Here is a 25,552-nt window from a genome sequence, read left to right on the forward strand (position 1 = left end):
CTAGACAGCCACGGCCGGCTGGCTCCAGTGGGCGGCGAGCAGCCGGTAGGGGATCAGGGCCACAACAGCGATGATCAGCTTCACCGAGAGGTCGCCCAGCGCCCAGGAGACCCAGCGCATGGACTCGACCGGCAGCACGCCCATCAGCGGCGCCGTCTCCAGCGCAAAGCTGTCGTTCGGGCCGGCAAAAGCGAAGGCGGCCGAAAAGGCGATGCTGAAGAACACCAGGGTGTCGAACACCGAGCCGACCAGCGTGCCGACGATCGGCGCGCGCCACCAGCTCTGCCGGCGCAACCGGTTGAACACGGTGACGTCGAGCAATTGCGCGCAAAGGAAGGCCGCGCCGGAAGCTGCGGCGATGCGCACCAGCCGGTCGGCTGATGTCTCGAACTCGATCAGGCCGTGGCGAAACAGGAAGGGCGGGACGAGGATCGAGCAGACCACAGCGGTCATGAAGCCGACAAAGACGATGCGGCGCGCCACGGTCGGGCCGTAGCGGCGGTTGGCAAGGTCGGTGACCAGGAAAGAGAAGGGATAGGTGAAGGCGCCCCAGGTCAGGATGTCGGCCAGCGACAGACCGCCGACCTGGCCCTGCATCGGGAACTGCACGAGGATGTTCGATGCCACGACGACAAGCGCCATGGCGGCCACAAAGGGCAGATATCGCGAGAAGGAAGTCATTTTTTTATCCTGGGTAATGGAACCAGCCAGGCGCTAGCCGAAGTTCGGGTCGCGCTGCCTTAGAAGTTTTGAGCATCGGATTGCTCCGATGCTGCTGCCTTAGAAGTTTTGAGCACCGGATTGCTCCGATGCTCAGGGCGGTCGTCCCCCGCCTTGATATCGTTAAGCGGCGGGCTGGTCGGCCAGCTTCTTGGCGATCTGCTTCTTCAACAGGCGCGCGCGCTGCGACAATTCCTTGGCGTCGGCCTTGGCCAGGAAGGCGTCGAGGCCGCCGCGATGCTCGACCGAACGCAGCGCGTTGGCCGAAATGCGCAGGCGCACATTCTGGTTCAGCGCTTCCGAAATCAGCGTCACATTGACGAGGTTCGGCAGGAAGCGGCGCTTGGTCTTGTTGTTGGCGTGGCTCACATTGTTGCCGGTCTGGACTGCCTTGGCAGTGAGTTCGCAGGTGCGGGACATGGTTCTAACCTTCAGTTCTGTCTAGCCTGCCAAACCTTGTTCGCCCGCGCCGGGTGGCGCGCGGTTTCAGTCAGGCGGCCTTATGGAAAAGTTGGCGTTCCATAGTTGCATTTCGCCAATGCGTCAAGCTCCGGCTTACCCACGACTGTGACGAGCGTTTCACATAAAGGCCGGAATTCAGCCTATAAGCGGTCGGACAGGGACATCTCAAGCCGGAGTCGCCCGCCTCCGGTTAAAAAAATCAAGGACCGAGCCCGCCATGCTTCGCCCGTCACATGCCGTTGTCGCCATACTTGTCGCCGCCTTGCCGACATCAACCCTTGCCGCCGCGCCCGCAGCCACCGCACAGTCCTTCAAGGGCGAATACACGGTGTCGTTCCTCGGCCTTTCCGTGGCCAAGGCGACATTTTCCAGCCACTACGAAGGCTATAGCTATTCCATAGAGGGCACCGTCTCCAGCGCCGGTCTCGCCACCTTGTTCGACGACACGAGCGGCACGATATCGTCAAAGGGCAAGATCCTGGGCAAGCAGATGCAGCCACAGGTATTTCGCGCCGATTATAAGTCCGGCAAGAAGGCTTCCATGGTCGATATCCGCTTTGCCAATGGCGCGGTGACCGCCACCCAGGTCATTCCCGAGCCGAAAAAGCGCAATCCCAAAAACTGGATACCGCTGGGCAGCAACGATCTGGCATCGGTGCTGGATCCGATGGCGGCTACCGTCATCCATGCCGACAGCCTCGACCAGGTCTGTGGGCGCAAGGTGAAATTCTATGACGGCGAGATGCGCGCCGACCTGACGCTGACCTACGCCTCGAAAGGATCGATCTCGGTCAAGGGCTACAAGGGCGACACCGTTACCTGCAAGATGAGCTTCGAGCCGGTGGCAGGCTACCGCAAGGGCCGCAAGGCGCTGAATTACCTGAAGAAGAAGAGCCAGATGATGGTGACGTTTGCACCGCTCGGCCAAACCGGCATATATGCGCCGATCCACGCCACGGTCGGGACGCAGATCGGCACCTTGACTGTCAGCGCGGGGCGGTTCGAAGCTACTGAATAGACGCGCCCACCCGAATAGAATGGGGCGAGTCGCCGGAGACGGGCATGGGGCGCGCAACACTGATCGGTTTCTCGGCGGTCGCCATGTGGGCGCTGCTGGCGTTGCTCACCGATGCGTCGGGCGCCGTGCCGCCATTCTTGCTCTCGGCCATCACCTTCACCATCGGCACCGCAGTCGGGCTGGTTGCCCGGCTGTTCATGCCGGCGACCGATAAAAGCCTGAAGATCCCACGCCAGGTCTGGGTGATCGGCATTGCCGGACTGTTCGGCTACCATTTCTTCTATTTCACCGCGCTGCGCAACGCGCCGGCGGTCGAGGCAAGCCTGATCGCCTATCTGTGGCCGCTGCTGATCGTGCTGGGATCAGCGCTGATGCCGGGCGAGAAGCTGGCCTGGAACCATGTCGTCGGCGCGCTGCTCGGGCTCGCCGGGACCGTGCTGATCGTCACCAAGGGTGGCGGCCTCGCCTTCGATGCTCGCTACACCTTCGGCTATGCGATGGCGGCCGTCTGTGCGCTGCTGTGGTCGTCCTATTCGCTGCTGTCGCGGCGCTTTCCGGCGGTGCCGACCTCGATCGTCACCTGGTTCTGCGCCGCCACGGCAGCCCTGTCTCTCGTCTGCCATCTTCTGCTGGAAAAGACGGTGCTGCCCGATGGTCCCGGCCAGTGGCTGGCGGTGCTTGGTTTGGGGTTGATGCCGGTGGGCGCGGCCTTCTACGCCTGGGATATCGGCGTAAAGCGCGGCAACATCCAGGTGCTCGGCGCGGCAAGCTATGCGGCGCCACTGCTGTCGACATTGGTGCTGATCGCGGCGGGCGTTGCCGAGCCGTCGCTGCGTATCCTGGCTGCCTGCGTACTGATCACCGGCGGCGCGGCGCTGGCGGCGAAATCGTTGTTCCTGCGCAAGGCGGCAACTGGCGGGGCAAGCGCATGACGATGCCGTTTGCCGGCGGCATCGACGCCAACGCAAATGCAACATTGATTTTTTCGCTGGTGGCGGCAGTGATCTACGCCTTCACCCTGGATATGCGGCCGACGCTGGCCCGCTCGGCGGCAAAGACGCTGGCCGTGGCCATGCTTGCGGCACTCGCCTTCATGCAAGGTGGGCCGCTGTTGCTCGTCGTCGCACTGCTGCTCAGCGGCGTCGGCGATGCCTTCCTGTCGCGTGACGGCGAAAAGGCCTTCCTCGGCGGGCTGGCCAGCTTCCTTGCGGCGCATGTCCTCTATGTGCCGCTCTTCCTGCTCGGCGGCGGCGGGCTGGATGTGCTCAGCACCGAGACATGGCGCGGCGCCATCGCGCTTGCCATGGCGGCCTTCGCAGTCGTGATGCTGGCGGCGCTCTGGCGCCGTGTCAGTCCCGGCCTGCGGGTGCCGATCGCCATCTATATCGCGGCCATTCTGGCGATGGGCATCTCGGCGTTGACGCTCGCCAATCCGTGGGTCATCGGCGGCGCTGTTATGTTCATGGCATCGGACGGGCTGCTTGCCGCGGAGAAATTCCTGGTTCCGGCAATAGCACCCTATCGCGCCGGCATCCGTTATGCGGTCTGGGTGCTCTACTATGCCGCCCAGCTCTGCATAACTCTTGGTTTTCTTCTGGCCTAAGGCTGCCAGCCCGGCTCGGCCATTTCAAACGCGGCGAAGTCGAAGCCCGGCGCCACGGTGCAGCCGACCAACGTCCATTCGCCGAGGCTGCGCGCCGATTGCCACCAGCCGGCCGGCACGACGATCTGCGGCCGCTCGCCCGCCGCAAGTTCAATGCCGAGCACCTGCTCGATCACCTGGTTAACCTTTGGACTGCCTTCCTCGCACATCGACAGCGCCAGCGGCGCCCCGGCATGGAAATGCCAGACCTCGGCCGCGTCCTTGACCCGGTGCCAGGCCGAAATCTGGTCCTGTTCAAGGAGGAAATAGATCGCCGTCGAATGGCCCCGCCCGGCGCCGTCGCGAAAGGTCTCGGCATACCAGCCGCCTTCCGGATGCGGCTTGAGGCCGAGCGTGGCGATGATTTCAGCGGCGCTGGTCATGGCTGATCCCGGAACGATGCTCAGAAATTGTCCTTGCGCTTGCGGATTTCCGCGAACACTTCGGCGTCCGGGGCCGCCTCCATACCGAGATGCTTGCGGATCGCCGGGTCGTGCCAGCGCAGGAACGGATTGGTCGACAATTCCTCGCCGATCGTGGTCGGCAGCGTCGCCTTGTTGTCGGCGCGCAGGGTCTCGATTTTGGCGGCGCGTTCCCTGAGCGCCGAATTGGTCGGGTCGACGGTCAACGCAAAGCGGGCGTTCGAAAGCGTATACTCATGGCCGCAATAGATGACCGTGTCCGCCGGGAGTGCGGCGAGCTTCTTCAGCGACTCATACATCACCGGCGGCTTGCATTCGAACAGCCGGCCGCAGCCGAGCGCGAACAAAGTGTCGGCGGTGAACGCCACTTTCGAGGCCTGAAAATGATAGGAGACATGGCCCGCAGTGTGGCCGGGCGTGGCGATGACATCGATCCGCTCGCCGCCGAGATGGACGACCGAGCCTTGCCCGACTGTCTCGTCGATGCCAGGGATCTTTTCCTTTTCAGCCTCCGGTCCGACGATGCGCAGCTTGAAGCGCTCCTTCAGCGCCAGATTGGCCTCGACATGGTCGACATGGTGGTGGGTGGTCAGGATCATCGTCGGCTTCCAGCCGGTACGCTCGATCGCGGCAATGATCGGCGCTTCTTCGGGCGCGTCGATAATGGCGGTCTCGCCGCTTTTCGGGTCATGCACCAGCACGCCGAAATTGTCGCTGCGGCACATGAACTGTTCGATTTCGACGGGCATTGGCATCTCTCCATTAGTTGGCGCAGACATAGGGCGCTTGGCCGCCGATGTCACTCTAGCTTTGCAGAACGTGCCGGCTTTGTTGAACTTGGGCGGCATCGCAGCTACCGTCCCGCGCATGCATTCCGATATCGTCGATCTCCGCTCCTTCTATTCGACCACGCTCGGCCGCCTGGCTGAACGCTCGATCACCATGGCGCTGTCCTCAATATGGGCAACAGTGCCCAACGAGCGGCTGGTCGGGCTCGGCTATACCTTGCCGTGGCTGGAGCGGTTCGGCACCGATGCCGAGCGGGTGTTTGCCTTCATGCCTGCCACGCAAGGCGCCGTCGTCTGGCCGGCGAACGGGCCGACGGCTACGGCGCTGGTCTTCGACGAGGAATTGCCGCTGGTCGATTCCTGCATCGACCGCATGCTGCTCGTGCATTCGCTTGAACATGTCGAAAACCCGCGCGAGACGCTGAACGAGATCTGGCGGGTGCTGTCGCCGGCAGGGCGCGTCGTCATCGTCGTGCCCAACCGGCGCGGTGTCTGGGCGCGGTTCGAGCACACGCCGTTCGGCAATGGCCGGCCGTTCTCGCGCGGCCAGCTGACAGAATTGCTGCGCGAGGCGAATTTCACACCGGCTTCCTGGTCCGACGCGCTGTTCTTCCCGCCATCGCCGCGGCGCTTCATGATGCGGTTCCACAATGTGCTGGAGCGCGCCGGCCGGCGGTTCTGGCCGATCTTTTCCGGCGTCATCGTGGTCGAGGCGCAGAAGCGGCTCTATCAGGGCGTGCCGGTCGCGCAGCGCGCCTCGCGCCGTGTCTTCGTGCCGGTACTGTCACCGCACGGTGCGACGCGGCTTGGCCGCCGGGCGGAAGGGGTGACATCGACGACGCGTCAGGTGACACCTTCGTGATCATCATGAAAACTGGTGTTGCGTGGGTTTTTCCCACCTATCTGTCGCAGATGCATTCGCGGTCCGTTTGAGCGGCGGATGCCTTCAGGTATCTCCATCTGGTTTCAGCAACGCTTCTGAACGCAAGGACCTCGTGCATGGCTGATCAACCGGACAAGTCCGCCACCGCTCAGCCGGTAACCGTCGAAGCCAGCAGCCTGCGCGATCAGGTGGCGACGATCAAACGGGCGCTGATAGGCTCACCGGTGCGCAAGTGGCTGGTCTGGACGTCGGTCGGCATTATGGCGGTCATCGTCGCCACGTCGATCGGCCAGGTTCTGCTCAACCGCTGGAACCAGCCTTTCTACGATGCGCTGGCGCGTCGCGACATGGCGGCCTTCCTGCATCAGCTGATGATCTTTGCCGTGATTGCCGGCACGCTGCTCCTGCTCAACATCGCTCAGACCTGGCTCAACCAGATGATCCGGCTGAAGCTGCGCGAGGCGCTGACGCTCGACCTGATCGACCAATGGATGCGGCCGGCGCGGGCCTTCCGGCTCGCCAATGCCGGCGCCATCGGCGTCAATCCCGACCAGCGCATGCAGCAGGATGCCGCGCATCTGTCCGATCTGTCGACGGACCTCGGCGTCGGCCTGCTGCAATCCTTCATCCTGCTGGTGTCGTTCGTCGGCGTGCTTTGGCAACTCTCGTCGGGCTTCGTCTTCCACATCAACGGCTGGTCGCTGGCGATACCGGGCTACATGGTCTGGGCCGCGTTCCTCTATGCCGGCATCGCCTCCTGGCTGAGCTGGCTGGTCGGGCGGCCGCTGATCCGCCTCAACAGCGACCGCTACACCCGCGAGGCCGAGCTGCGTTCCGGGATGGTGCGCGTCAACGAGAATGTCGACGCCATCGCGCTCTATCACGGCGAAGCCGATGCCAAGAGACGGCTCGAAATCGACCTTGGCACGGTGCTGGGCGCGATGCGAAACATCTACAAAGCGCAGATCAACCTTTCCTGGGTGACCGATACCTATGGCTGGATCACCGTGGTGGCGCCGATCCTTGTGGCATCGCCGGTCTATTTTTCAGGCGATATCAGCTTTGGCGGCTTGATGATGGCGGTCGGCGCCTTCAACCAGGTGCACTCGTCGCTGCGCTGGTTCATCAACAATATCGGCGGCATCGCCGACTGGCGCGCCACGCTGATGCGCGTTGCCGACTTCCGCATTGCGCTCGATGAAACCGATGTGTTGCACGACAAGGAAAAGCGCATCGAATTCGGCGATAACGCCAATAGCAGCCTGACCTTCGAGAAGCTCCAAGTGGCCTCGCCGGAGGGCTGCACCAAACTTTCAGACAGCCATGTCGAGATCCATCCCGGTGAGCGCGTCATGATCACCGGCGACCCAGGCGCCGGCAAGACATTGTTCTTCCGCGCCATTGCCGGCCTTTGGCCCTGGGGCAGCGGGCGGATCGGCTTGCCGGCCGGAGAAACGCCGATTTTCGTGCCGCGTGTTCCGTATTTTCCTGCCGGCACGTTACGCGAAGTGCTGCATCCGAATGGCTCGGCGCCGGCTGGCGATGCTGATTTTGGGGCGGTGCTGGCCGAGGTCGGCCTCGAGCGGCTGTCATCCTCGCTCGACCGTTCCGCACGCTGGGAGCGTGAACTCAACGATGACGAACAGCGGTCGCTGGCCTTCGCCAGGCTGGCCTTGCGGCAGCCGAAATGGGTGATCATCGACGAAGCGATGGACGCGTTCGATGGTCCTTCGCTGCGAAGGGTACTGTCCATGCTGGAGAAACGCCTGCCGGAAACCGCGATCCTCAACATCGGGCGCGGACTGCACAATGGTCATTTCTTTCCACGCGCATTGAACATCGTGAAGGATACGGGTGCTGCGCCACTGAAACCCGCCCGAGTCAGGACCGGCGCCATCGACCCGCCGTCGAAAGCGGCCGTGCGGCGAAAGAAGTAGAAGGGGCTTTATTTCGCCGCGATCGCGGCGAAGATTCACGGGTCGAAACATCCGTGGTGCGGCCATGCTCGATGCGCTCAGCCTGCTTGCCTGCCTTGCCTGCACCACGCCCGTGGCTGCCCCGGCCGATGCCGTGGATGTCGAACTGGTGCTGGCCGTCGACATCTCACAGTCGATGGACGAGAGGGAGTTCGCGCTGCAGCGCGCTGGCTATGTCGAGGCGCTCAGGCATCCCGATTTCATCAAGGCCGTGCGCTCGGGAACCACCGGGCGCATCGCGCTTGCCTATTTCGAATGGGCGGGCGTCGTGCGCGAGGATGGCGTCATCGCCTGGCAGGTGATCGACAGCGCAGAGAGCGCCAACGCCTTCGCCGACAGAATAGAAGCGCGGCCGTTCCGCAGCTTTCGCGGCACCTCGATTTCCGGTGCGCTTGCCTTCGGCGCCGGGCTGTTTGAGGGCACGGGGTTCGATGCGCCACGCAGCGTCATCGACATTTCCGGCGACGGTCCCAACAACACCGGGCTGCCCGTCGCCACGACACGCGATGCGGCGGTGGCCAAGGGCATCGTCATCAACGGCCTGCCGATCCTGATCAGCCCGTCGCCGACGTTCAGCCATCTCGACCAGTATTATGACGACTGCGTCACCGGTGGGCCAGGCTCCTTCGTGTTGCCGATCTATGCGGCCTCGGAATTCGCCACCGCCATACGCCGCAAGCTGATCCTGGAGGTGAGCGGCATCGCCGATGCGACCGTGGTCCCGATCGATGCCGCCGCACCCATGGACTGCCTACAGGGCGAACGCGACCGGCGGCTATATTCCGACCCATATCTGCCGGAACTCGACAAATGAGGTTTGAGGCAGTTCGGAGGGGAAAGCCGCTGCGCGGCTTGTCGGCAAACTTCAGGCCGGCCGTGCACCGTATTTGTCGCGAAATTCGGCATAGAGATCGCGGCGCCAGCGCCGGCCGCCGACATAGCCACGCAACAGCTGCGGCAGCGAATAGCCAAGCGCCTTCGACGACCGGTTGGCCATATAGCCGGAGAACGCCTGCGAAACCCTGCCCTTGAGTGCATCGGCGATGAGCTGCCGGGCGATCATGTAAGGCGGGATGTAGGGGTAGCGGTCGGCGATATAGGGGTGCTTGTCGATCAAGCTCGCATAGGCTTCGACATAGCCGTCCCGGCGACCGGAGATCGAATTCTCCGAGTTGTACTTTTTCCAGTCGATCACTTCGGACAGCTGCGCGCCGCTGCGACGGGCAAAGCGCAGCAACAATTCGCGATCCTGCATGCGCGTGACGTCACTGTCGTAGCCGCCGATGGCCAGCAGCGACTCGCGCCGGGCGGTGATTGCCGACCCGGCAATGAAGATGGTCTGCGCGACAAGGGCCCGCTCCAGCGAGTCGCGGCTCAGCAGCGCCTCGCGGTTGACGCAGTTGGTGCGGCGATTGCCCTTCAGCGACACGAAGGAACTGATCAGCACTTCGAGTGAGGGATTGTTGTCGAACTGCTCCAGCGTCCGCGCCAGGCGATCCGGCAAATAGACGTCGTCGGAATCGAGGAATGTCACCACCGGCGCCTGCGCCCGCTCGATGCCGGCATTGCGGGCGGCATTGGCGCCGCGCCATTTCGAGCCAACATAGATCAGCCGTGGATCGCGGATTTCGGCAAGTGCGGCTGCCGTACCGTCGGTCGAGCCGTCATCGACGACAATGTGTTCGAACCGGGGAAAATTCTGCGCCAGCACGCTCTCCACGGCGCGCACCACCTTGCTGCGGCGATTGTGCGTCGGTGTGATCACCGAGATCAGCGGAGCGAGGTCGGTTGCCTTGGACATGTTGCTTCGATTGTGCCCCGAAATGCCTGGAGGCCGGAGGTTTTGATGGTCGCCGTCCAAGCCTTACCCCGGGATGGCATTCGATTCGACGCTACAAAAAACCAGCGGCAATGTCATCACAAACTGTTGAGCCAGGACGCCGTAAGCCGGCCGATTACCCCAGACGTAATCGACCGATGGCCATCATGTCTGCAGATTGCGCCAACGAAGCCGGTCGTCGGGCTTCGATCTCACAGGGAGTTCAGCCGTGGCCGCCTACGCCGTCGCCCATATGCGTCAAGTCACAATGGGCCCGCAGATTGTCGAGTATCTGCAGAGGATCGACGCCACATTGGAGCCGTTCGGCGGCCGCTTCCTTGTCCACGGCGGCGACATGGACGTGGTCGAAAACGAATGGCCCGGGCATCTGATCGTCATCGAGTTTCCGGACAGGGCGCATGCGTGGGGCTGGTACGATTCATCAGCCTATCGGGAGATTCTGGCCTTGCGCACCGACAACTCCCACGCCGATGTGATCATCGCCGATGGCGTTCAGCACCCGCACAAGGCGACGGACGTGCTGGAATAGGGGCAAACTACCGCTTCAGCAAGAACACCGCTTGCTGGCCGAAGAAATTCCAGAACCACCATGGCATCGACAGTCCGATCTTCTGGCCGTTGCCGTCGAGCGCGGTGGCTTTCTCGACCGAAGCGCCGAGTTCCTCGACCAGATTGACGAAGTCGCGGATGGTGCAGAAATGGATGTTGGGCGTGTCGTACCAGGAATAGGGCAGGTCCGCGGTCACCGGCATCCGGCCATTGACGAACAGCGACAGCCGCACCCGCCAGTGGCCGAAATTGGGGAAGGAGACGATGGCGCGGTTGCCGATTCGCAGCAGCTCGTCGAGCACCAGCTTCGGGTTGCGGGTCGCCTGCAGCGTCTGAGACAGGACGACGAAGTCAAAACCCTTGTCTGGATAGAATTCGAGGTCGGTATCGGCATCGCCCTGGATGACCGAGAGACCGCGCGCCACGCATTCATTGACGCCGCGCTGTGACAGCTCCAGCCCGCGGCCGTCGACCTGCTTGGTCTCCTGCAGGAGTTCGAGCAGCAGGCCGTCGCCGGAGCCGACATCGAGCACCCGCGACTGCGTCGGTATCAGGTTGGCCACGACTTCGAGGTCGACGCGCTGGCTGCCATTGACGCTCATGAGGCGAGCCCCCTTGCGCGGGCCGCCGAGCCGATGAAGCCCTTGATGGCGGCAAACAGTTCGGGTTCATCGAGCAGGAAGGCATCATGGCCGCGGTCGGTGTCGATCTCGACGAAGGAGACGGAGGCGCCGGCGGCGTTGAGCGCATGCACGATCGAGCGGCTCTCCTCGGTCGGGAACAGCCAGTCCGAGGTGAAGGACACCAGGCAGAAGCGGGTCTTGGTCCCGGCAAAGGCATCTGCCAACCGGCCGCCATGGTCGGCGGCGAGGTCGAAATAATCCATCGAACGGGTCATGTAGAGGTAGGAGTTGGCGTCGAAGCGGTCGACGAATGTCATGCCCTGGTGGCGCAGATAGCTTTCGATCTGGAAATCTGCGTCGAAACCGAAGGTCAGCGCTTCGCGGTCCTGCAGATTGCGGCCGAATTTCCGATGCAGGGCGGCTTCCGACAGATAGGTGATGTGGGCGGCCATGCGCGCCACGGCGAGCCCCTTTTCCGGGCGCTTGCCGTGCTCGAAATATTTGCCGCCATGCCAGTCCGGATCGGCCATGACGGCCTGCCGGCCGACCTCGTGGAAGGCGATGTTCTGCGAGGAATGGCGTGCGCCTGTGGCGATCGGCAGGGCCGAGAAGACGCGCTCGGAATAGCACGATGCCCATTCCAGCACCTGCATGCCGCCCATCGAGCCGCCGAGCACGCAAAACAGCTTTTCGATGCCGAAATGGTCGACCAGCATCAGTTGCGCCCGCACCATGTCGCGGATGGTGATGATTGGCAGGTCGAGGCCGTAGGGCTTGCCGGTGGCGGGATTGGTCGAGGCCGGACCCGTGGAGCCGAGGCAGCCGCCGATGACGTTGGAGCAAATGACGAAGAAGCGGTTGGTGTCGATGATCTTGCCGGGACCGATCAGCACTTCCCACCAGCCGGGCTTGCCGGTCACCGGATTGGTGCTGGCGACATGCTGGTCGCCGGTCAGCGCGTGGCAGACCAGGATGGCGTTGGTGCGGGCATCGTTGAGGGCGCCATATGTCTGGTAGGCGATCTGGAACGGCGACAAAAGCGTGCCGGCGTCGAGCTTCAGCGGCTTGTCAGGGCCAAAACGCAACACAGGGCTCGACGGGTTGTCGGCCTCGTTGTTGGTTTTTGTAGCGCGGAGCGCGGCCATGTGACTCTCCTTGCCCGCCGTCAGGCAATAAAAAACCGGCAGTGCGATCGCAAAGCCGGTTACGTCACGCAAACGGCCCTTTAGCGAGTTGTTTAACGTGGCTGCAAGCCGACCGGCCAAATCACCACGGAACTGTTGCGTTCTTCTAGAACTCGTGCGGCCCGGCGTCAACGGCCAGCTATTGCCCGCCTCTCGACATTCGCGGCTACGGCTTGTATTTCCGCTGCGGCCTCCGGACGGAGGCATTCTCGATGGATTTGCGACATGGACAAGACAGCGGACAAGGCACGGCCGACGCCCCGCGCGGGCATTATGGACATCGACGCCTATGTGCCGGGCAAGAGCACGGCACCGGCCGGCGTCGCCAAGGTCCATAAATTGTCGTCGAACGAGAACCCGCTCGGCCCGTCGCCGAAGGCGATCGAGGCCGCGCGCGAAGTGGCTGGCAAGCTCGATGTCTATCCCGACGGCACCGCCCGCCGGCTGCGCGAGGCGATCGCCGAGGTGCATGGCCTCAACCCGGCAAACATCATCTGCTCCAACGGTTCCGACGAGATTTTGGGCCTGCTGGCGCAGACCTATCTGGCGCCAGGCGATGAGGCGATTTTTACCGAACATGCCTTCATGGTCTACAAGATCTACATTCAGTCGGCGGGGGCCAAGCCGGTTGCTGTGAAGGAAACCGAGGAGCGCGCCGACGTCGACGCGATCCTGGCCGCGGTGACGCCGCGGACCAAAATCATCTTCCTCGCCAATCCCAACAATCCGACCGGCACCTATCTGCCGTTCCAGGAGGTCCGCCGCCTGCATTCCACGCTCCCGGGCAACGTGCTTCTGGTGCTCGACGCGGCCTATGCCGAATATGTCAGGCGCAATGACTACGAGGCCGGCATCGAGCTGGCGGGCAGCGCACAGAATGTGGTCATGACCCGCACCTTCTCCAAGCTCGGCCTTGGCGGCGCGCGCATCGGCTGGATGTATGGCCCACTGCACATCGTCGATGCCATCAACCGTATCCGCGGCCCTTTCAACGTTAACGCAACAGCGATCGAGGCCGGCATTGCCGCCATCCGCGACCGCGCCCATGTCGAGCGCAGTTCGTTGCACAACGAGACCTGGCTTACCTGGCTGAATGAAGAGCTGACGAAGCTTGGGCTCAGGGTGACGCCCAGCGTCGGCAATTTCGTCCTCATCCACTTTCCCGACGACAAGAAGCATTCGGCTGAGGCGGCGGACGACTACCTCACCCAGCGCGGCTATATATTGCGGCGCGTTACCGGCTATGGCTTTCCCAATGCGCTGCGCATGAGCGTCGGCACCGAAGAAGCCAATCGCGGCGTTATCGACGCCCTCACGACGTTCCTGAAAAGCTGAAACAATGACATCACCGATGTTTGAAAAGATCGCGCTGGTCGGCATCGGCCTGATCGGCTCGTCGCTGGCCCGCGTTATCCGCCGCGAGGGCCTGGCCCGCCATGTCGCCATCGCGACGCGCAGCCCGGCCACGCTGGCGCGGGCGAAGGAGCTCGGTCTTGGCGAGAGCTACACCACCGGCGCCAGGGAAGCGGTCCGCGACGCCGACCTGATCATCGTCTCGGTGCCTGTGGGATCGTCGGGCGAGGTGGCGCAAGAGATCGCGCCGGGGCTGAAAAAGGGCGCCATCCTCACCGATGTCGGTTCGACCAAGGCCTCCGTCATTGCGCAAATGCAGCCCTATGTACCGGACGGCGTGCACTTTATTCCGGGGCACCCGCTGGCAGGTACGGAGAAATCGGGCCCGGATGCGGGTTTCGCCGACCTGTTCGAAAACCGCTGGTGCATCTTCACGCCGCTGCCGGGAACCGATCCGGCCGCGCTGGAAAAGCTGTCGGAATTCTGGCGGCGCTGCGGCTCCAACATCGACTCGATGGACCCGCAGCATCATGACATGACGCTGGCCATCGTTTCGCATCTTCCGCACATCATTGCCTACAACATCGTCGGCACGGCCGACGATCTGGAATCGGTGACCAAGTCGGAAGTGATCAAATATTCGGCTTCCGGTTTCCGCGACTTCACCCGTCTGGCCGCCTCCGACCCGACCATGTGGCGCGACGTGTGCCTGCACAACAAGGATGCCATCCTGGAAATGCTGGCGCGCTTTTCGGAGGACCTCGCCTCGCTGCAGCGGGCGATCCGCTGGGGCGACGGCGACAAGCTGTTCGACCTGTTCACCCGCACCCGGGCCGTTCGCCGTTCGATCATCGAGGCCGGCCAGGATATCGACGTGCCGGATTTCGGCCGGCAGGCGGTCGAGCACCCGGTGAAAAGTTAAATCTGTTTCAGACGGGCCAGGTCGCCGCGACCATGGCCATTGTCTCGGCCCGGTCCGGCGCGCCCAGCCGGCCGCCGAAGCGCTGGCATTTGAGCGCGGCCGCCGCGCTGGCAAAGCGCAACGCGTGCTCGACCGACATGGCCTCAGCAAGTCCAACGGCAAAGGCGCCGTGGAAAACGTCGCCGGCGGCCAGCGTGTCGACCGCCTTGACCTTCGGCGCCGCGATGTGGCGCACGCATCCGGCGGACCGGTCATGCCACCAGCTTCCCGAGGCGCCGCCGGTCACCGCCACGAAGGCGTCTGTGCGGCTGGCGAGGTCGGCGCAGGCGGTTTCGGGATCCAGCGCGTGGCCGCAGACAATGCGTGCAGCCGTCTCCGAAGCGACGATGTGCGACGCCAGCGGCAACAGATGCTCCAGCACCTCCAGCGGCGCCGTGTCGGCGTCGAGGATTGCCGGGCAACCGGCGTCGCGCGCGGCGGTCAAGGCAAGAGCGGCGGCGCCCGGCCAGCGCACATCGACCAGCACGGCATCGAAGCCGGAAAGATCGGCGACAGGCACCGCCTCGGGGTCGGCCTGCGCCTTTGGGTCGTAGAAGGGCACGATGATGCGCTCGCCATGAGCGTCGACCAGGATCGCGGCCAGCGCCGAGCGGGCGCCTTCGACGCGGCGGACAAAGCCGCAATCGACGCCCTCGGCCTCGATGCCGGCCAGCAATTGGTCGCCGACGGCATCGTCACCTGCACTTGCCCACAGGAACACCTCGGCGCCGAGACGGCGGGCGGCGCAGGCAGCACTTGTCGCCATGCCCGAGGCGATCTGGATGCCGTCCGAGGCGATGAACTTGCCCTGATGCGTGGGCAGGGTTTCGACGCGCAGGATGGTATCCAGCGTCAGCGCGCCAACGCTCAGCAGTTTCACCGGTCGGTTCATGCGTCGGCTTGCTCGAGCATGATCTCTCCCCAAAAGCCGTTCCCGCTCTTTGCGATCATGCTCTATCTCTTTGTTTTAACGGAATTCCGGACGGAAAACCGCTTACACTTTTCTTGGAATTGCTCTAATCGAGCGGCTTGATCTTGCCCAGCGGAATGAAGCCGAGCGAGACCTTGCCCTTCACCACCTTGAGCGGCATCGACGGTTCGTTGCCGAGCAGCGCCAGACCGGCAAAGCCTTGCTCGATCTGGCTCTTCTGCTCGGGGATTGCGGTGGCGAGGATTGCCGCCACGGCTTTGGGATCCTGCAGCTTGATCGTCAGGTCGGCATTGACCAGGCCGTTGGCGTCGACCGACACCGGGCCGGAGACGGTGATGCGCGCGGTTCCCGACGACAGATCGAGCTTGTGGATGTCGGCCGCCTGGCCGCGCAGGCTCCTGGCCTGCGTCTTCATCAGCGCGACGCCGTTCTTCAGCGTCGCGTCGCCGCTGCCGTCGAGCGGCGGCAGCACGCGCCCGCCGATCGCGTCGGCGTCGATCTCAAGATCGGTGAAGCTGCCGACGTAGCCGATGTCCTGGCCGTCGGGCCGCAACTCGCCCGCCGCGGTTCCGGCGCTGAACAGTGAAACCGGATCAGTGTCGTCGGCCGGATCCGTCTGGCCGGACAAGCTCTCCGCCTGCAGCGAAATGCTCCGGGGCAGGGGCCAGAAGAGCTTGGCATTGGCCTGCAGATTGTCCCAGTCGATCCATAGCGGCGCCATCCCCGGCACCGAGGTGCGCAGCGGCCCACGCAACTCGGCGGCAGGCGACAACGGCCGGATGAGCTCTGCAACGAAGTTGAAGCTGCCTGCCGAGGCGGCAACGTTCCTGGCGTCGTCCTCGTAAGCCAGATTGTCACAGGAGATGGCAAAACTCAGGGGGTAGCCGCTGACGGTGAGGTTGGCGCAGCCGGCCTCGATGCCTTTGTCCTTGAGCGAGGCCACCGCCTTGTCGGCTTCGCTGCTGACGCGACCGGCGACATAGAACCAGACTGCGCTGTAGACGCCGAACAGCATAACGAGCAAGGCAGCGAGCCACATCAGCCGGCGGCGAAACTTCGACGGACGCTCGTCACTTGACGTCATGCTGCGGCTTTCATTAACGCGGGCGTGTTGCGGGTGGACTGTGGCTTACGCAAAAGCAAAAAGAACAGAAGAGCACCGATTCCGATGCGGCGGCGTCACTCTCGTACAATCAGGCTTGGCGATATGGGTGATTTTTGGGTTTTTGGCTACGGCTCGCTGATCTGGCGACCGGGATTCGCCCATGTCGAGACACGGCGCGCGCGGCTTTACGGCTACCGCCGGTCGCTCTGCGTCTATTCCTTCGTGCATCGCGGCACGCGCCAGCGGCCGGGCCTGGTGCTAGGCCTCGACCGTGGCGGCTCCTGCATCGGGCTGGCCTTTCGCGTGCCCGGCGAGCTGCGCGATGAGGTGCTGACCTATCTGCGCGAGCGCGAATTGGTGACCAGCGTCTACCTCGAGCGTGTGCTCGATATCAGCCTCGACGGGAATGGGGCGGCCGCGGGAGAGAGAGTGAAAGCGGTTGCCTATATCGTCGACCGCCAGCATGAGCAGTATGCCGGCGGGCTCGACCCCGCGCATGCGGCAGGTGTTATCCGTGGCGCCGTCGGCCAGTCCGGAAACAACGAGGACTATGTGCTCAACACGCTGCAGCATCTCGCGGCGCTGGGTATCAGCGACCACTGGCTGGAAGAGGTGGCGAAGCGGATCGCCTCGTGAGCCAGTGGACCACGGCGAGCCTGCAGGCGAAGCGCTCGCGCCTTTGTGAAGCGCTGGCCCGCTGGAAAATTGGCTGAGGCCTTTGACCTCGGCGCGGCGAGACCTAGCTTAGCTGCGGCCCGAAGCATTCGGGTCGCCCGCCGCCAGCCCACGGAGCCCCGTCTTGCAAAAACGCCGTCTCGGTCAAACCGACCTTTCCATCGCGCCGCTGGTCCTGGGCGGCAATGTCTTCGGCTGGACCGCGGACGAGAAGACCTCCTTCGACCTGCTCGACCGGTTCGGCGGCGCCGGCCTCAACGCTATCGATACTGCCGATGCCTATTCGCGCTGGGTGCCCGGCCACGCGGGCGGCGAGTCCGAGACCATCATCGGCAAATGGATGAAAAGCCGCGGCAACCGTGACAAGATCATCGTCATCACCAAAGTCGGCTCGGATATGGGACAAGGCAAGAAGGATCTGTCCGCTGCCCATATCGAAAGGGCAGTCGAGGCGTCGCTCAAGCGACTGCAGACCGATGTCATCGACCTCTATTTGTCGCACTGGCCGGACCCGACCACGCCTTATGAAGAGACGCTCGGCGCCTACCAGAAGCTGCTCGCTGCCGGCAAGGTCCGCCATATCGGCGCCTCGAATCTCGACGCCGGCCAGCTGCGCGCCGCGCTCGATGTTGCCAGCCTGCGCGGGCTGCCGCGCTACAGCGTGCTGCAGCCGGAATACAATCTCTACGATCGCTCATCCTTCGACGGGCCGCTGCATGATGTGTGCGTGGCCGAGGATATCGGCGTCATCACCTATTTCAGTCTCGCCAAGGGGTTTTTGAGCGGCAAATACCGTAGCGAGGCCGATCTCGGCAAAAGTGAACGCGGCGGCGGCGTGAAGGCTTATCTCAATGCGCGCGGCATGCGCATTCTGGCCGCACTCGACACTGTGGCGGCGCGCCATTCGGCCAAGCAGGCGGAAGTAGCACTCGCATGGGTGATGGCGCAGCCCGGCATCACTGCGCCGATCGCCAGCGCCACGACGCTGGACCAGGTCGACAGCCTGGTGCGCGCCGCATCGCTGAAGCTCAGCGCGGAGGATCTCGTGGCGCTGGACAAGGCCAGCGCCTAGCCGCGCAGGTTCGGCACGATCGTTCAAGACGACGGCTGTCCGCCTTGCCACACTGTTCTCCATTATTGTGGAGAAGAGGCAGCATGGCCGCAGACATTCTTTCGCAGGCGCAGCCCTGGCAGCAATTGCTGGCGCTGGTGCTGGCGGCAACCGTCGTCATGGGCAGTCCTGGCCCGGCGACGATCAGCGTCACGGCGATAGGGGCCGCCTTCGGCCTGCGCAATTCGCTTCACTACACATCGGGGATCATTTTAGGCACGGTCGCGGTGCTGCTGGTCGTGGCCACCGGCATCAAGGCTATCCTCACCTCGATGCCGGGCGTAGCGCCAGTGCTGGCGGTCGCTTCAGCCGCCTATATTCTCTACCTCGCCTACAGAATAGCGACAGCGCCGCCGCTGGCCGCGCGTGACAGCAGCGCGGTTCTGCCGACCTTCCTCGGCGGCTTCCTGCTCGCCGTTGCCAACCCGAAAGCCTATCTGGCGATTGCTGCGGTCCTTGCTGGCTCCGCGACCGCAGCTCTCGGCATCCCGGCCAGGCTGGCGGTTCTCACCCTGATGATCGTAGCCATCCATGTGCTGTGGCTGCTGGCCGGCGCGGCCTTCGCCCGCACCCTGCGCCAGCCGCTGACGTCGCGGATCATCAATCTGGCCTTCGCGGCGACGCTGGTGCTGACCACGGCGCTGGCGGCGTGGCCTTGAGCCGGCCCGCAGAAGAGATCAAGCTTTGGTCTTTTTTGTTTTGGCGCGATTCAGGACGGAAAAAACCGCTCACACTTTTCCTGGAATTGCTTTGGCGGCCGCGGCGAGTTCGGCCAGCCGCTTGACCGCCGTCGGCGGCATTTGCGGCGGGTTAGGAGCCTGCGATGCCTCGATCAGCAGCTGGTCGCAGGCGGCTTCCGTATCGCCGATCAGCCGGTCCATGAATTCGTCCTTGCCGAGCCCGGGCGGGATCGGCGGCAGGAAGCGGGCCTTGATGGTGCCGGGAAAGCGCAAAAATTTGCGGCGAGGCCAATAGAGGCCGGCGACATGGGCGACCGGTACCACCGGGACGCCAAGCCGCGTATAGAGCTCGACAATGCCGTATTTGTAAGCCGGCTCGTCGCCTGGCGCTCGGCGCGTGCCTTCGGGGTAGATAATCAGCTGGCGCGGATTGCGCCCCATCTCCTGCTTTGTCGATGCAACGACCTGCTTCAACGCCTTGGAGCGGCTGCCGCGGTGAACCGGGATCATCCGCATCTTCAGGATGTACCAGCCGAAGAAGGGGATCCAGGTCAGCTCGCGCTTCAGGATATAAAGCGGATCGTGGAGGAAGGGAAAGAAAGCGATCGCGTCCCAAAACGACTGGTGTTTCGGCGCCAGGATGAAAGAGCCCTCCGGCAGGTTCTCGACGCCGGTGATGTCGCTCCTGGTGCCGGCGATCTTGTCGTAGAGCCACAGGCTGGTGCGCGACCAGAATTTCGGCACGAACCAGGCGCGATGGCGTGGCGAGAGGAAGTAGTAAGGGGTCCAGAGGACCATCTGGACGATCAGATTGACATAGAAGACGAAGTTGAACGCCAGCGAGCGGATATAGAGCATGCGGGGAAGGGCCCGTTGAGGAGGTGTGCGTTGGTTACACCAAGCGCGGGCAAAAAGGAAACGCCGCAATGGCCTGACATAGGCCGGCTCGCCACTGACTCAAGCCAGTCTCAACTCACCACGTCGCCTGCAACAGCCGCTGCTTCAGCCGCGGAGCGGCGAAATCGAGGAACGCCCTTAGTTTCACCGCCAGCAGGCCTTGGCCGGCATGGACGAGGCTCACCGGCCACGGCTGCGGCTCGAAGGGTCGCAAGACCGGGACGAGCACGCCGGAACGTACTGCGTCCGCGATCTGGTAGGAGAGCACCCGCGTCATCCCGGCGCCTGCAATCGCGGCATCGATTGCAGCTTCCGCCGTGTTGACGCGCAGCCGTGAGTGGATCGGCACGATCAGTTCGCCCTTGTCGCCGGCAAAGCTCCAGCTGGCGAGCGCTGCAGGCCCTTCGAAACTGATGCATTCATGCGCGGCCAGATCGTCCGGCGTCCGCGGCATGCCATGCGCGGCGATATAGGCGGGGCTGGCGCACACGACGCGACGGATCGCGCCGACGCGGATGGCAATGAGGCTCGAAGGCGCAAGCTCGCCGATGCGGATGGCAAGGTCGAGATGTTCCTCCGCCAGTTGGGTTATCCGGTCAGCCAGCGTCAGGCGAATGTTGACTTGAGGATAAGCCGCCAGGAATTCGGTGACGACAGGCAGCACGTGCAGGCGACCAAAAACGACCGGCGCGGTGATGAACAGGTCGCCGGTCGGCGTGCTGTATTCGCCGGCAGCGGTGCGTTCGGCTTCGCCGACCTCGCCGAGGATGCGGCGGCAGGCGGCGAGATAGGCCTGGCCGGCATCGGTCAGCGTGAGCTGCCGGGTCGAACGGTTCAGCAGGCGCGCCTGAAGGTGCTTTTCGAGGTCGGAAACCTTGCGGCTGACCGTTGCCAGTGGAATGCCGAAATGGCGGCCGGCAGCGGAAAGGCTGCCCGCTTCCACCGCGGCGACGAACAGCGACATGGCTTCGAGACGATCCATACTTTCTTCCGGAAATTGGAAGGATAGCTTGCAACTATGCCATCTACATCCAAAACATGGAAGGATCTACCTCTTCGCGTACAATGGCCGTGTTTCGGCCTCGCGGAGGCTTCCATGAATGCTCACACTTTCACCAGCGATGTCGCCTTCACGCCGACGGTCAAGGCGATCCAGACCCGCAAAGGTTCGCGCAAGGGCTATGCCAGCGCCGAGGAGCGCGGCGGATGGCGCGCCCATATGACGCCCGACCTCGCCGACTTCATCGCGGCGCAGACCAGCGTCTTCCTGTCGACGGCAAATGGCGAGGGTCAGCCCTACATCCAGCATCGCGGCGGGCCAGCCGGCTTCCTCAAGGTGCTGGACGAGAAGACCATCGGCTTTGCCGATTTCTCCGGGAACAGGCAGTTCATCACGCAGGGGAATCTCGCCGACAACAACCAGGCATTCCTGTTCCTGATCGACTATGCGCATCGCCAGCGCGTCAAGATCTGGGGCACGGCGCGCGTCGTCGAGGACGATGCCGAGCTTCTGGCAAGGCTGATGCCGCAGGACTACAAGGCGCGCCCCGAGCAGGTCATCTTGTTCACCGTCTCGGCCTGGGATGCCAATTGCCCGCAACACATTCCGCAGCGATTCGAGGCCGCCGATGTCGCGGCCGCACTCGCCGAACGCGACAAGCGGATTGAAAGCCTCGAACAGGAGATTGCGCGGCTGCGTGGCGCGGAAGACGGCACGGCCAAGGGGTAATCGAGCGCCGTCAGAGTCGTCTGTCTGGACGCAATTCCCAAGGGAAAGCGTACGTGCTTTTCCCGGGGAAACCGCTACACACTTTTCCTGGAATTGCTTTAGTCCTTGGCGGTCGAAACCTCGGCCAGTGCGACGCTGTCGGCAGTCTGGCGGACCGGGACGACGCCGCGCGCAAGCGCCAGCAGGTATTTGCTGTATTCGGTCAGAAGCACGCGTAGCGCTTCCGGCTTGGTCAGCCAGTCGCCATTGTCCAGATTGGTGTTGACCACCGGATAGGGTTCAAGCCTGGCGCCATGCAGCAGGCGGCCCATCTCGAGCAGGCTGCGCGGCATGTGGTAATTGTTGGTGACGAGGATGACGCTGCCATAGGCGTGGCTCTCCACCCATTTAGCGCTTTCCTCGGCATTGCCGATCGTGTCGAGCGCGGCGCGGTCGATGTCGACACAGCAGGAAAACAGCGCCTTGTCGCCGCCGGTAGCAGCCTGCAATTGGCGGCGGCTGGCAGAGGGATGCACGCCTGAGATCAGCAGCCGCTCGCCCTTGCCGGAGGCAAGCAGATCGAGTGCTGCGTCGAGGCGGGCCTGACCGCCGGTCAAGACGATGATCGCATCGGCCTTGGCTGGGTTGGTCGGGGTCGTCATGTGGCTGACCTTGCTGGCGAACCAGCCGAAGCCACCGGCAAACAGGGCCACCAGCAGCAGTAGACAGAGGGAGGCGAGACGCAGGGCGGTGCGCAAACGGCCCAGCCCGGTACGCACACGCAAACGCACCACTGGCATCTGTCCAGCCGTTCCGGTCGACTCCCGCGCGTTCATCATCCTATGGTTAATCCTGAAATGCCTTTTTGGTAAGGAAAAAAGCGCACATTGCGTTACGTCGGTTTTCGATCCGTGATCGTCCCTTCCATTCCTGTCCTTGCCCCCGAACTGTTTTCGCTTCTGCCCTCACGGTTCACCCCGCATCCGGCTGGCGGACATCGATGTCGCTGAGATAGGCGACGACGGTGGCGTGCGAGGTCGCCGCCGTCAGTCCGCCGATCACCAGCACCATCAGGCCGACGCCGAGATAGCCTGCCGATCCGATGGCGAAATTGCCGAACAAAGCGGTGGCCTGGTCGGCCTGCGGCGTTGCCATGTTGCGCGACGACCACCAGGAAAAGACGATGAAAACCAGGATCGCGGCTGCGCCGCCGGCGGCCGCGCCCTTCATGCCGGTGACCAGGAAATGCCAGCGGAATTCGCGCGCGATGAAGCGCGCCTCGGCGCCGACGAAATGCAGCACTTCGATGATATGGCCGTTACCCGCCATAGCGCCGCGCGTCGCAAACACTACGGTCAGCACCGTCGCCGACAGCATCAGGACCAGCACGGCGATGCCGATGGTGACCGTGGTGCGGGCCATGGCGACCAGCCGGTCGACCCATGTACGGTGATCGTCGAGCGAAGCACTCGGCAGCTTGGGCGTGAGCGCCGCACGGATGGCGCTAAAGTCGGGCGGACTGGTCTCGTCGATGGTGACGATGATCAGGCGCGGCACCGGCAATTCGTCGATATTCAGGCCCGAGCCCAGCCATGGCTCCAACAGACGCGCGGTGGCGTCGCGATCGATGATCCGGGTTTCCTTCACGCCGGGGAATTCGCCGACGATCTGCGAGGCCTGGGCAAGGGCTGCCTCCATGTCGAGGCCGTCGACCGGTTTGATCTGAATCGTCGCCTCGCGCGAGATCTGGTTTTCCCAGACCGAGGCAGTGTCGCGCACCAGCGTGACGGCGCCGAAAGTCAGGCAGGACAGGAAGGTCATGATGGCGATGACCAGCACCAAGGCGCGGCCGGCAATATTCTGCGCCGGCACGATCGGCGCCATGCGGCGGTGGACGCGCTGCGTCGTCGTCGCGGGCTCGGCGGCGTCTTCATGCAGCTGTTCGGCCGATAGCTCAGTCATAAATATCCAGCCTTCCGCCGGCCAGGATCATGCGGCGCGCGTCGACCTGCTCCATCAGGCCGAGATCGTGAGTGGCGATCACCACCGCGGTGCCGAGCCGGTTGAGCTCAATGAACAGCCTGAGCAACCGGCGCGCCAGCGGCGGGTCGACATTGCCGGTCGGCTCGTCGGCAAGCAGGATTTCGGGCTGTTCGATCAAGGCCCGGGCGATTGCCGCGCGCTGCTTTTCGCCACCCGAAAGGACCGGCGGCAGCACATGCATGCGCTCGCCCAGGCCAACCCATTTCAAAAGTTCGGTGACGTCGGTGCGGTAGCTCGCTTCCTCGCGGCCGCGCACGCGCAGCGGCAGAGCGACATTCTCATAGGTGGTCATGTGGTCGAGCAGGCGGAAATCCTGGAACACCACGCCGATGCGGCGCCTGAGATGCGGCAGTTCAGCGCGCGAGATGCGCGAGCGGTCCTTGCCGAAGATGGTGATCAGCCCGCGTGTCGGCTTCAGCGACATGAACAGAAGGCGCAGCAGCGTCGTCTTGCCGGCGCCGGAGGGCCCGCTCAGGAACTGGAAGGAGCTCTCCGGAATGTGCAGGGAGATGTCGCGGAGGATTTCCGGACCCATGCCATAGCGGAGGCCGACATTTTCGAAGCGGATCACGTGCGACGACCTGAGGTGTGTGGCGGCGGCGTGCCAGCCCTTTCTGTCCAACGACCATCGGCCGCCATGGTTAACCGTCGGTTAATTTTCGCTGTTTTTGAGTGCGTCACAAGGGTTCCGGTGGGGAAGCGTTAACCATTTCCATTTACGCAAAAGAAACGAAGAGGCAACAGCGGGGCCATGATGGCTGAGCAACGAACCGCGCGCCCGGTTTCCGGCGAAATCATGACCGGGACAAGTGTCGCACCGGAATCGCGGCCTGTGGCGACCGACATCGTCGATGCGGATTATGAGGTGCTGCCGCAGCTGATCCCACTGATAGAAGCCATGCCGACGCCGGCGCGCGACATCGCGACGCCGTCGATGGAAGGCATGGAGATGCTGCGCAAATCAGATGCGTCAGCCGGGCGGCCGGCATCGCGTGGCGGGCCGATCTTCTGGATTGCCGGCATCGGTGCGGCGCTTGCCGCCTTCTGGGTCTCGGGTGGCCATGCGCTGGTGCGCCAGACGCCGTTCTGGTCAGTCGAACAGCCGGAGGGCGCCGTACTCAGCATTGCCGGCGTCACGTCGCGTGTCGACGCCTCGGGACCCGCCCCGGTGCTGTTCGTGGATGGCGAGGCCGTCAATGACGGTTTGAAGGCGGGACAATTGCCGCCGCTGGAGATACGTGTCACCGGCAATGACAGCCGCATCACCCGTTATACTCTGGGGACATCCAACCGTTCTCTGGCGCCCGGCGAAAGATTCGGCTTTTCCAGCCGCCTCGATGTGCCTAGAAACGGCGTCAAGGCCGTGGCGGTCACCTTCGCCGGCTAGTCGGTTCTCTGGAAAGGTTGTTGATGCCAGTTGTGCGCGGCAAGGACATCGAGGTCCTGTTTTCGGCGTCCGCGATCGCGCGGCGCAATCTCGAACTCGCCAAGGAGATCGCCGAGCACGACTATCACGACCTGCTGGTGATTTCGGTGCTGAAGGGCTCGTTCATCTTCGCCGCCGATTTGATCCGCGCCATGCACGATGTCGGGCTGTCGCCCGAGGTCGAGTTCATCTTCATTTCCAGCTATGGCGCCGGCACCACCAGCGGCGAGGTGAGGGTGCTGCGCGACATCGACAATGAGGTCGCCGGCCGCGACGTGCTGCTGATCGACGATATCCTGGAGTCGGGCAAGACGCTCTCCTTCACCCGCAACCTGATGCTGTCGCGCGGCGCCAAAAGCTGCGCCATCGCGGTGCTGTTGGACAAGCGCATGCGCCGCCAGACCGAGCTGAACGCCGACTATGTCGGCTTCGACTGTCCCGATTACTTCGTCGTCGGCTACGGCATGGACGTCGCTCACGCTTTTCGCGAACTGCCGTTTGTCGGTGTCGTCAAAGGCGATGCCTGAGAAAAGGCCCCCGACGCTTCAAATTTTC

At 63.6% G+C, this 25,552-nt stretch carries 29 protein-coding genes and 1 riboswitch; of the genes, 15 read left to right on the plus strand and 14 right to left on the minus strand.

Annotation, left to right across the window (positions count from 1 at the left end; all coding sequences use genetic code 11):
* Nucleotides 1-681, minus strand: a complete 681-nt coding sequence (locus tag X757_RS144375) for a queuosine precursor transporter (RefSeq protein ID WP_023726962.1) — start codon at nt 679-681, stop codon at nt 1-3.
* Between the two features lie 162 nt (nt 682-843).
* Entirely contained in the window at nt 844-1,140 is a 297-nt protein-coding gene (rpmB, locus tag X757_RS144370; RefSeq protein ID WP_023670682.1) for a 50S ribosomal protein L28, read from the minus strand.
* A 259-nt stretch (nt 1,141-1,399) separates the two neighbouring features.
* Here rpmB and X757_RS144365 point away from each other — a divergent pair, with 259 nt between their 5' ends.
* The 3 genes from X757_RS144365 to X757_RS144355 are packed head-to-tail and all read left to right on the plus strand — an operon-like array spanning nt 1,400 to nt 3,803.
* Nucleotides 1,400-2,200, plus strand: coding sequence for a DUF3108 domain-containing protein (locus tag X757_RS144365; RefSeq protein ID WP_023699111.1), 801 nt, complete (start codon nt 1,400-1,402; stop codon nt 2,198-2,200).
* 44 nt (nt 2,201-2,244) lie between these two features.
* Nucleotides 2,245-3,132, plus strand: coding sequence for a DMT family transporter (locus X757_RS144360; RefSeq protein ID WP_023699112.1), 888 nt, complete (start codon nt 2,245-2,247; stop codon nt 3,130-3,132).
* On the plus strand, nt 3,129-3,803 hold the full coding sequence (locus tag X757_RS144355) for a lysoplasmalogenase family protein (RefSeq protein WP_023699113.1): 675 nt from the start codon (nt 3,129-3,131) through the stop codon (nt 3,801-3,803). The genes X757_RS144360 and X757_RS144355 overlap by 4 nt, the downstream gene beginning before the upstream one ends.
* On the opposite strand, the gene X757_RS144350 is transcribed toward X757_RS144355, so the two are convergent.
* Nucleotides 3,800-4,225 carry a cupin domain-containing protein gene (locus X757_RS144350; protein ID WP_023701384.1) on the minus strand — a complete coding sequence of 142 codons (426 nt, stop codon included), beginning with the start codon at nt 4,223-4,225 and terminating at the stop codon, nt 3,800-3,802. The genes X757_RS144355 and X757_RS144350 overlap by 4 nt on opposite strands.
* A gap of 20 nt (nt 4,226-4,245) precedes the next feature.
* Complete coding sequence (gloB, locus tag X757_RS144345; RefSeq protein ID WP_023726963.1) at nt 4,246-5,013, minus strand: hydroxyacylglutathione hydrolase; 768 nt, start codon at nt 5,011-5,013, stop codon at nt 4,246-4,248.
* A gap of 118 nt (nt 5,014-5,131) precedes the next feature.
* Here gloB and X757_RS144340 point away from each other — a divergent pair, with 118 nt between their 5' ends.
* The 3 genes from X757_RS144340 to X757_RS144330 all read left to right on the plus strand — a co-directional run bounded on the left by X757_RS144340 (nt 5,132) and on the right by X757_RS144330 (nt 8,725).
* Nucleotides 5,132-5,914 carry a class I SAM-dependent methyltransferase gene (locus tag X757_RS144340; RefSeq protein WP_023670688.1) on the plus strand — a complete coding sequence of 261 codons (783 nt, stop codon included), beginning with the start codon at nt 5,132-5,134 and terminating at the stop codon, nt 5,912-5,914.
* Nucleotides 5,915-6,051: 137 nt separating this feature from the next.
* Nucleotides 6,052-7,872, plus strand: coding sequence for an ABC transporter ATP-binding protein/permease (locus tag X757_RS144335; RefSeq protein WP_023726964.1), 1,821 nt, complete (start codon nt 6,052-6,054; stop codon nt 7,870-7,872).
* Between the two features lie 64 nt (nt 7,873-7,936).
* Nucleotides 7,937-8,725 carry a DUF1194 domain-containing protein gene (locus X757_RS144330; protein ID WP_023699382.1) on the plus strand — a complete coding sequence of 263 codons (789 nt, stop codon included), beginning with the start codon at nt 7,937-7,939 and terminating at the stop codon, nt 8,723-8,725.
* Between the two features lie 51 nt (nt 8,726-8,776).
* Here the strand turns inward: X757_RS144330 and X757_RS144325 are convergent, their stop codons facing one another.
* Complete coding sequence (locus X757_RS144325) at nt 8,777-9,712, minus strand: glycosyltransferase family 2 protein (protein ID WP_023673297.1); 936 nt, start codon at nt 9,710-9,712, stop codon at nt 8,777-8,779.
* Nucleotides 9,713-9,959: 247 nt separating this feature from the next.
* Here X757_RS144325 and X757_RS144320 point away from each other — a divergent pair, with 247 nt between their 5' ends.
* On the plus strand, nt 9,960-10,280 hold the full coding sequence (locus X757_RS144320; RefSeq protein WP_023694041.1) for a DUF1330 domain-containing protein: 321 nt from the start codon (nt 9,960-9,962) through the stop codon (nt 10,278-10,280).
* Nucleotides 10,281-10,287: 7 nt separating this feature from the next.
* Here the strand turns inward: X757_RS144320 and metW are convergent, their stop codons facing one another.
* Both metW and X757_RS144310 read right to left on the minus strand, forming a co-directional pair.
* Nucleotides 10,288-10,902 (minus strand): methionine biosynthesis protein MetW, encoded by a 615-nt coding sequence (gene metW / locus X757_RS144315; protein WP_023726965.1) that lies wholly within the window; start codon nt 10,900-10,902, stop codon nt 10,288-10,290.
* Entirely contained in the window at nt 10,899-12,068 is a 1,170-nt protein-coding gene (locus X757_RS144310; RefSeq protein ID WP_023685352.1) for a homoserine O-acetyltransferase, read from the minus strand. Before X757_RS144310 ends, metW begins: the two co-directional genes overlap by 4 nt.
* A 60-nt stretch (nt 12,069-12,128) precedes the next feature.
* Nucleotides 12,129-12,206, minus strand: a riboswitch (SAM riboswitch).
* A 126-nt stretch (nt 12,207-12,332) separates the two neighbouring features.
* On the opposite strand from X757_RS144310, the gene hisC reads away from it, so the two are divergent.
* Both hisC and X757_RS144300 read left to right on the plus strand, forming a co-directional pair.
* Nucleotides 12,333-13,442 (plus strand): histidinol-phosphate transaminase, encoded by a 1,110-nt coding sequence (gene hisC, locus X757_RS144305; RefSeq protein WP_023726966.1) that lies wholly within the window; start codon nt 12,333-12,335, stop codon nt 13,440-13,442.
* A gap of 4 nt (nt 13,443-13,446) precedes the next feature.
* Entirely contained in the window at nt 13,447-14,382 is a 936-nt protein-coding gene (locus X757_RS144300; RefSeq protein ID WP_023685350.1) for a prephenate/arogenate dehydrogenase family protein, read from the plus strand.
* Nucleotides 14,383-14,389: 7 nt separating this feature from the next.
* Here the strand turns inward: X757_RS144300 and X757_RS144295 are convergent, their stop codons facing one another.
* Together X757_RS144295 and X757_RS144290 are read right to left on the minus strand one after the other, a co-directional pair.
* Nucleotides 14,390-15,313, minus strand: coding sequence for a sugar kinase (locus tag X757_RS144295; protein ID WP_023685349.1), 924 nt, complete (start codon nt 15,311-15,313; stop codon nt 14,390-14,392).
* A 124-nt stretch (nt 15,314-15,437) separates the two neighbouring features.
* On the minus strand, nt 15,438-16,436 hold the full coding sequence (locus X757_RS144290; RefSeq protein ID WP_023685348.1) for a DUF2125 domain-containing protein: 999 nt from the start codon (nt 16,434-16,436) through the stop codon (nt 15,438-15,440).
* Nucleotides 16,437-16,559: 123 nt separating this feature from the next.
* On the opposite strand from X757_RS144290, the gene X757_RS144285 reads away from it, so the two are divergent.
* The 3 genes from X757_RS144285 to X757_RS144275 all read left to right on the plus strand — a co-directional run bounded on the left by X757_RS144285 (nt 16,560) and on the right by X757_RS144275 (nt 18,902).
* Complete coding sequence (locus X757_RS144285) at nt 16,560-17,093, plus strand: gamma-glutamylcyclotransferase (RefSeq protein WP_023673305.1); 534 nt, start codon at nt 16,560-16,562, stop codon at nt 17,091-17,093.
* A gap of 163 nt (nt 17,094-17,256) precedes the next feature.
* On the plus strand, nt 17,257-18,204 hold the full coding sequence (locus X757_RS144280) for an aldo/keto reductase (protein WP_023685347.1): 948 nt from the start codon (nt 17,257-17,259) through the stop codon (nt 18,202-18,204).
* Between the two features lie 83 nt (nt 18,205-18,287).
* On the plus strand, nt 18,288-18,902 hold the full coding sequence (locus X757_RS144275) for a LysE family translocator (protein WP_023685346.1): 615 nt from the start codon (nt 18,288-18,290) through the stop codon (nt 18,900-18,902).
* A gap of 69 nt (nt 18,903-18,971) precedes the next feature.
* On the opposite strand, the gene X757_RS144270 is transcribed toward X757_RS144275, so the two are convergent.
* Both X757_RS144270 and X757_RS144265 read right to left on the minus strand, forming a co-directional pair.
* Nucleotides 18,972-19,781: a 1-acyl-sn-glycerol-3-phosphate acyltransferase gene (locus X757_RS144270; protein ID WP_023726967.1), complete on the minus strand. Its 810-nt coding sequence runs from the start codon at nt 19,779-19,781 to the stop codon at nt 18,972-18,974.
* A 115-nt stretch (nt 19,782-19,896) separates the two neighbouring features.
* Nucleotides 19,897-20,802 carry a LysR family transcriptional regulator gene (locus X757_RS144265; RefSeq protein ID WP_023685345.1) on the minus strand — a complete coding sequence of 302 codons (906 nt, stop codon included), beginning with the start codon at nt 20,800-20,802 and terminating at the stop codon, nt 19,897-19,899.
* A gap of 114 nt (nt 20,803-20,916) precedes the next feature.
* Here X757_RS144265 and X757_RS144260 point away from each other — a divergent pair, with 114 nt between their 5' ends.
* Complete coding sequence (locus X757_RS144260; RefSeq protein WP_023673310.1) at nt 20,917-21,549, plus strand: pyridoxamine 5'-phosphate oxidase family protein; 633 nt, start codon at nt 20,917-20,919, stop codon at nt 21,547-21,549.
* Nucleotides 21,550-21,647: 98 nt separating this feature from the next.
* Here X757_RS144260 and X757_RS144255 read toward each other — a convergent pair whose 3' ends face one another.
* The 3 genes from X757_RS144255 to ftsE form a co-directional block, all read right to left on the minus strand.
* Entirely contained in the window at nt 21,648-22,367 is a 720-nt protein-coding gene (locus X757_RS144255) for a YdcF family protein (RefSeq protein WP_023673311.1), read from the minus strand.
* A gap of 133 nt (nt 22,368-22,500) precedes the next feature.
* Nucleotides 22,501-23,490 carry an ABC transporter permease gene (locus X757_RS144250; RefSeq protein WP_023704319.1) on the minus strand — a complete coding sequence of 330 codons (990 nt, stop codon included), beginning with the start codon at nt 23,488-23,490 and terminating at the stop codon, nt 22,501-22,503.
* The gene (ftsE, locus tag X757_RS144245) at nt 23,483-24,142 is read right to left on the minus strand and encodes a cell division ATP-binding protein FtsE (RefSeq protein WP_023685344.1); all 660 of its coding nucleotides are present in this window, start codon (nt 24,140-24,142) and stop codon (nt 23,483-23,485) included. The genes X757_RS144250 and ftsE overlap by 8 nt, the downstream gene beginning before the upstream one ends.
* Nucleotides 24,143-24,322: 180 nt before the next feature.
* Between ftsE and X757_RS144240 the strand changes: the two genes are divergently transcribed.
* Nucleotides 24,323-24,958, plus strand: coding sequence for a hypothetical protein (locus tag X757_RS144240; RefSeq protein WP_023685343.1), 636 nt, complete (start codon nt 24,323-24,325; stop codon nt 24,956-24,958).
* Between the two features lie 23 nt (nt 24,959-24,981).
* A complete protein-coding gene (gene hpt / locus X757_RS144235; protein ID WP_023673315.1) occupies nt 24,982-25,524 on the plus strand; it encodes a hypoxanthine phosphoribosyltransferase in 543 nt (180 codons plus the stop codon).
* Nucleotides 25,525-25,552 lie beyond the last annotated feature (28 nt).

The organism is Mesorhizobium sp. LSHC412B00, assembly GCF_000503035.1.
Lineage (GTDB): Bacteria > Pseudomonadota > Alphaproteobacteria > Rhizobiales > Rhizobiaceae > Mesorhizobium.

What these genes read in the sequence shown, in the direction of transcription:
- metW (WP_023726965.1), bottom strand. Translation starts at nt 10,902, where the DNA reads ATGAGCGTCAATGGCAGCCAGCGCGTCGACCTCGAAGTCGTGGCCAAC.
- X757_RS144240 (WP_023685343.1), top strand. Translation starts at nt 24,323, where the DNA reads ATGATGGCTGAGCAACGAACCGCGCGCCCGGTTTCCGGCGAAATCATG.
- X757_RS144355 (WP_023699113.1), top strand. Translation starts at nt 3,129, where the DNA reads ATGACGATGCCGTTTGCCGGCGGCATCGACGCCAACGCAAATGCAACA.
- X757_RS144290 (WP_023685348.1), bottom strand. Translation starts at nt 16,436, where the DNA reads ATGACGTCAAGTGACGAGCGTCCGTCGAAGTTTCGCCGCCGGCTGATG.
- X757_RS144310 (WP_023685352.1), bottom strand. Translation starts at nt 12,068, where the DNA reads ATGGCCGCGCTCCGCGCTACAAAAACCAACAACGAGGCCGACAACCCG.
- X757_RS144350 (WP_023701384.1), bottom strand. Translation starts at nt 4,225, where the DNA reads ATGACCAGCGCCGCTGAAATCATCGCCACGCTCGGCCTCAAGCCGCAT.
- hpt (WP_023673315.1), top strand. Translation starts at nt 24,982, where the DNA reads ATGCCAGTTGTGCGCGGCAAGGACATCGAGGTCCTGTTTTCGGCGTCC.
- X757_RS144285 (WP_023673305.1), top strand. Translation starts at nt 16,560, where the DNA reads ATGGGTGATTTTTGGGTTTTTGGCTACGGCTCGCTGATCTGGCGACCG.
- X757_RS144330 (WP_023699382.1), top strand. Translation starts at nt 7,937, where the DNA reads ATGCTCGATGCGCTCAGCCTGCTTGCCTGCCTTGCCTGCACCACGCCC.
- X757_RS144270 (WP_023726967.1), bottom strand. Translation starts at nt 19,781, where the DNA reads ATGCTCTATATCCGCTCGCTGGCGTTCAACTTCGTCTTCTATGTCAAT.
- X757_RS144340 (WP_023670688.1), top strand. Translation starts at nt 5,132, where the DNA reads ATGCATTCCGATATCGTCGATCTCCGCTCCTTCTATTCGACCACGCTC.
- rpmB (WP_023670682.1), bottom strand. Translation starts at nt 1,140, where the DNA reads ATGTCCCGCACCTGCGAACTCACTGCCAAGGCAGTCCAGACCGGCAAC.
- X757_RS144275 (WP_023685346.1), top strand. Translation starts at nt 18,288, where the DNA reads ATGGCCGCAGACATTCTTTCGCAGGCGCAGCCCTGGCAGCAATTGCTG.
- X757_RS144360 (WP_023699112.1), top strand. Translation starts at nt 2,245, where the DNA reads ATGGGGCGCGCAACACTGATCGGTTTCTCGGCGGTCGCCATGTGGGCG.
- gloB (WP_023726963.1), bottom strand. Translation starts at nt 5,013, where the DNA reads ATGCCCGTCGAAATCGAACAGTTCATGTGCCGCAGCGACAATTTCGGC.
- X757_RS144250 (WP_023704319.1), bottom strand. Translation starts at nt 23,490, where the DNA reads ATGACTGAGCTATCGGCCGAACAGCTGCATGAAGACGCCGCCGAGCCC.
- X757_RS144260 (WP_023673310.1), top strand. Translation starts at nt 20,917, where the DNA reads ATGAATGCTCACACTTTCACCAGCGATGTCGCCTTCACGCCGACGGTC.
- X757_RS144325 (WP_023673297.1), bottom strand. Translation starts at nt 9,712, where the DNA reads ATGTCCAAGGCAACCGACCTCGCTCCGCTGATCTCGGTGATCACACCG.
- hisC (WP_023726966.1), top strand. Translation starts at nt 12,333, where the DNA reads ATGGACAAGACAGCGGACAAGGCACGGCCGACGCCCCGCGCGGGCATT.
- X757_RS144295 (WP_023685349.1), bottom strand. Translation starts at nt 15,313, where the DNA reads ATGAACCGACCGGTGAAACTGCTGAGCGTTGGCGCGCTGACGCTGGAT.
- X757_RS144265 (WP_023685345.1), bottom strand. Translation starts at nt 20,802, where the DNA reads ATGGATCGTCTCGAAGCCATGTCGCTGTTCGTCGCCGCGGTGGAAGCG.
- X757_RS144375 (WP_023726962.1), bottom strand. Translation starts at nt 681, where the DNA reads ATGACTTCCTTCTCGCGATATCTGCCCTTTGTGGCCGCCATGGCGCTT.
- X757_RS144365 (WP_023699111.1), top strand. Translation starts at nt 1,400, where the DNA reads ATGCTTCGCCCGTCACATGCCGTTGTCGCCATACTTGTCGCCGCCTTG.
- X757_RS144335 (WP_023726964.1), top strand. Translation starts at nt 6,052, where the DNA reads ATGGCTGATCAACCGGACAAGTCCGCCACCGCTCAGCCGGTAACCGTC.
- X757_RS144255 (WP_023673311.1), bottom strand. Translation starts at nt 22,367, where the DNA reads ATGATGAACGCGCGGGAGTCGACCGGAACGGCTGGACAGATGCCAGTG.
- X757_RS144300 (WP_023685350.1), top strand. Translation starts at nt 13,447, where the DNA reads ATGACATCACCGATGTTTGAAAAGATCGCGCTGGTCGGCATCGGCCTG.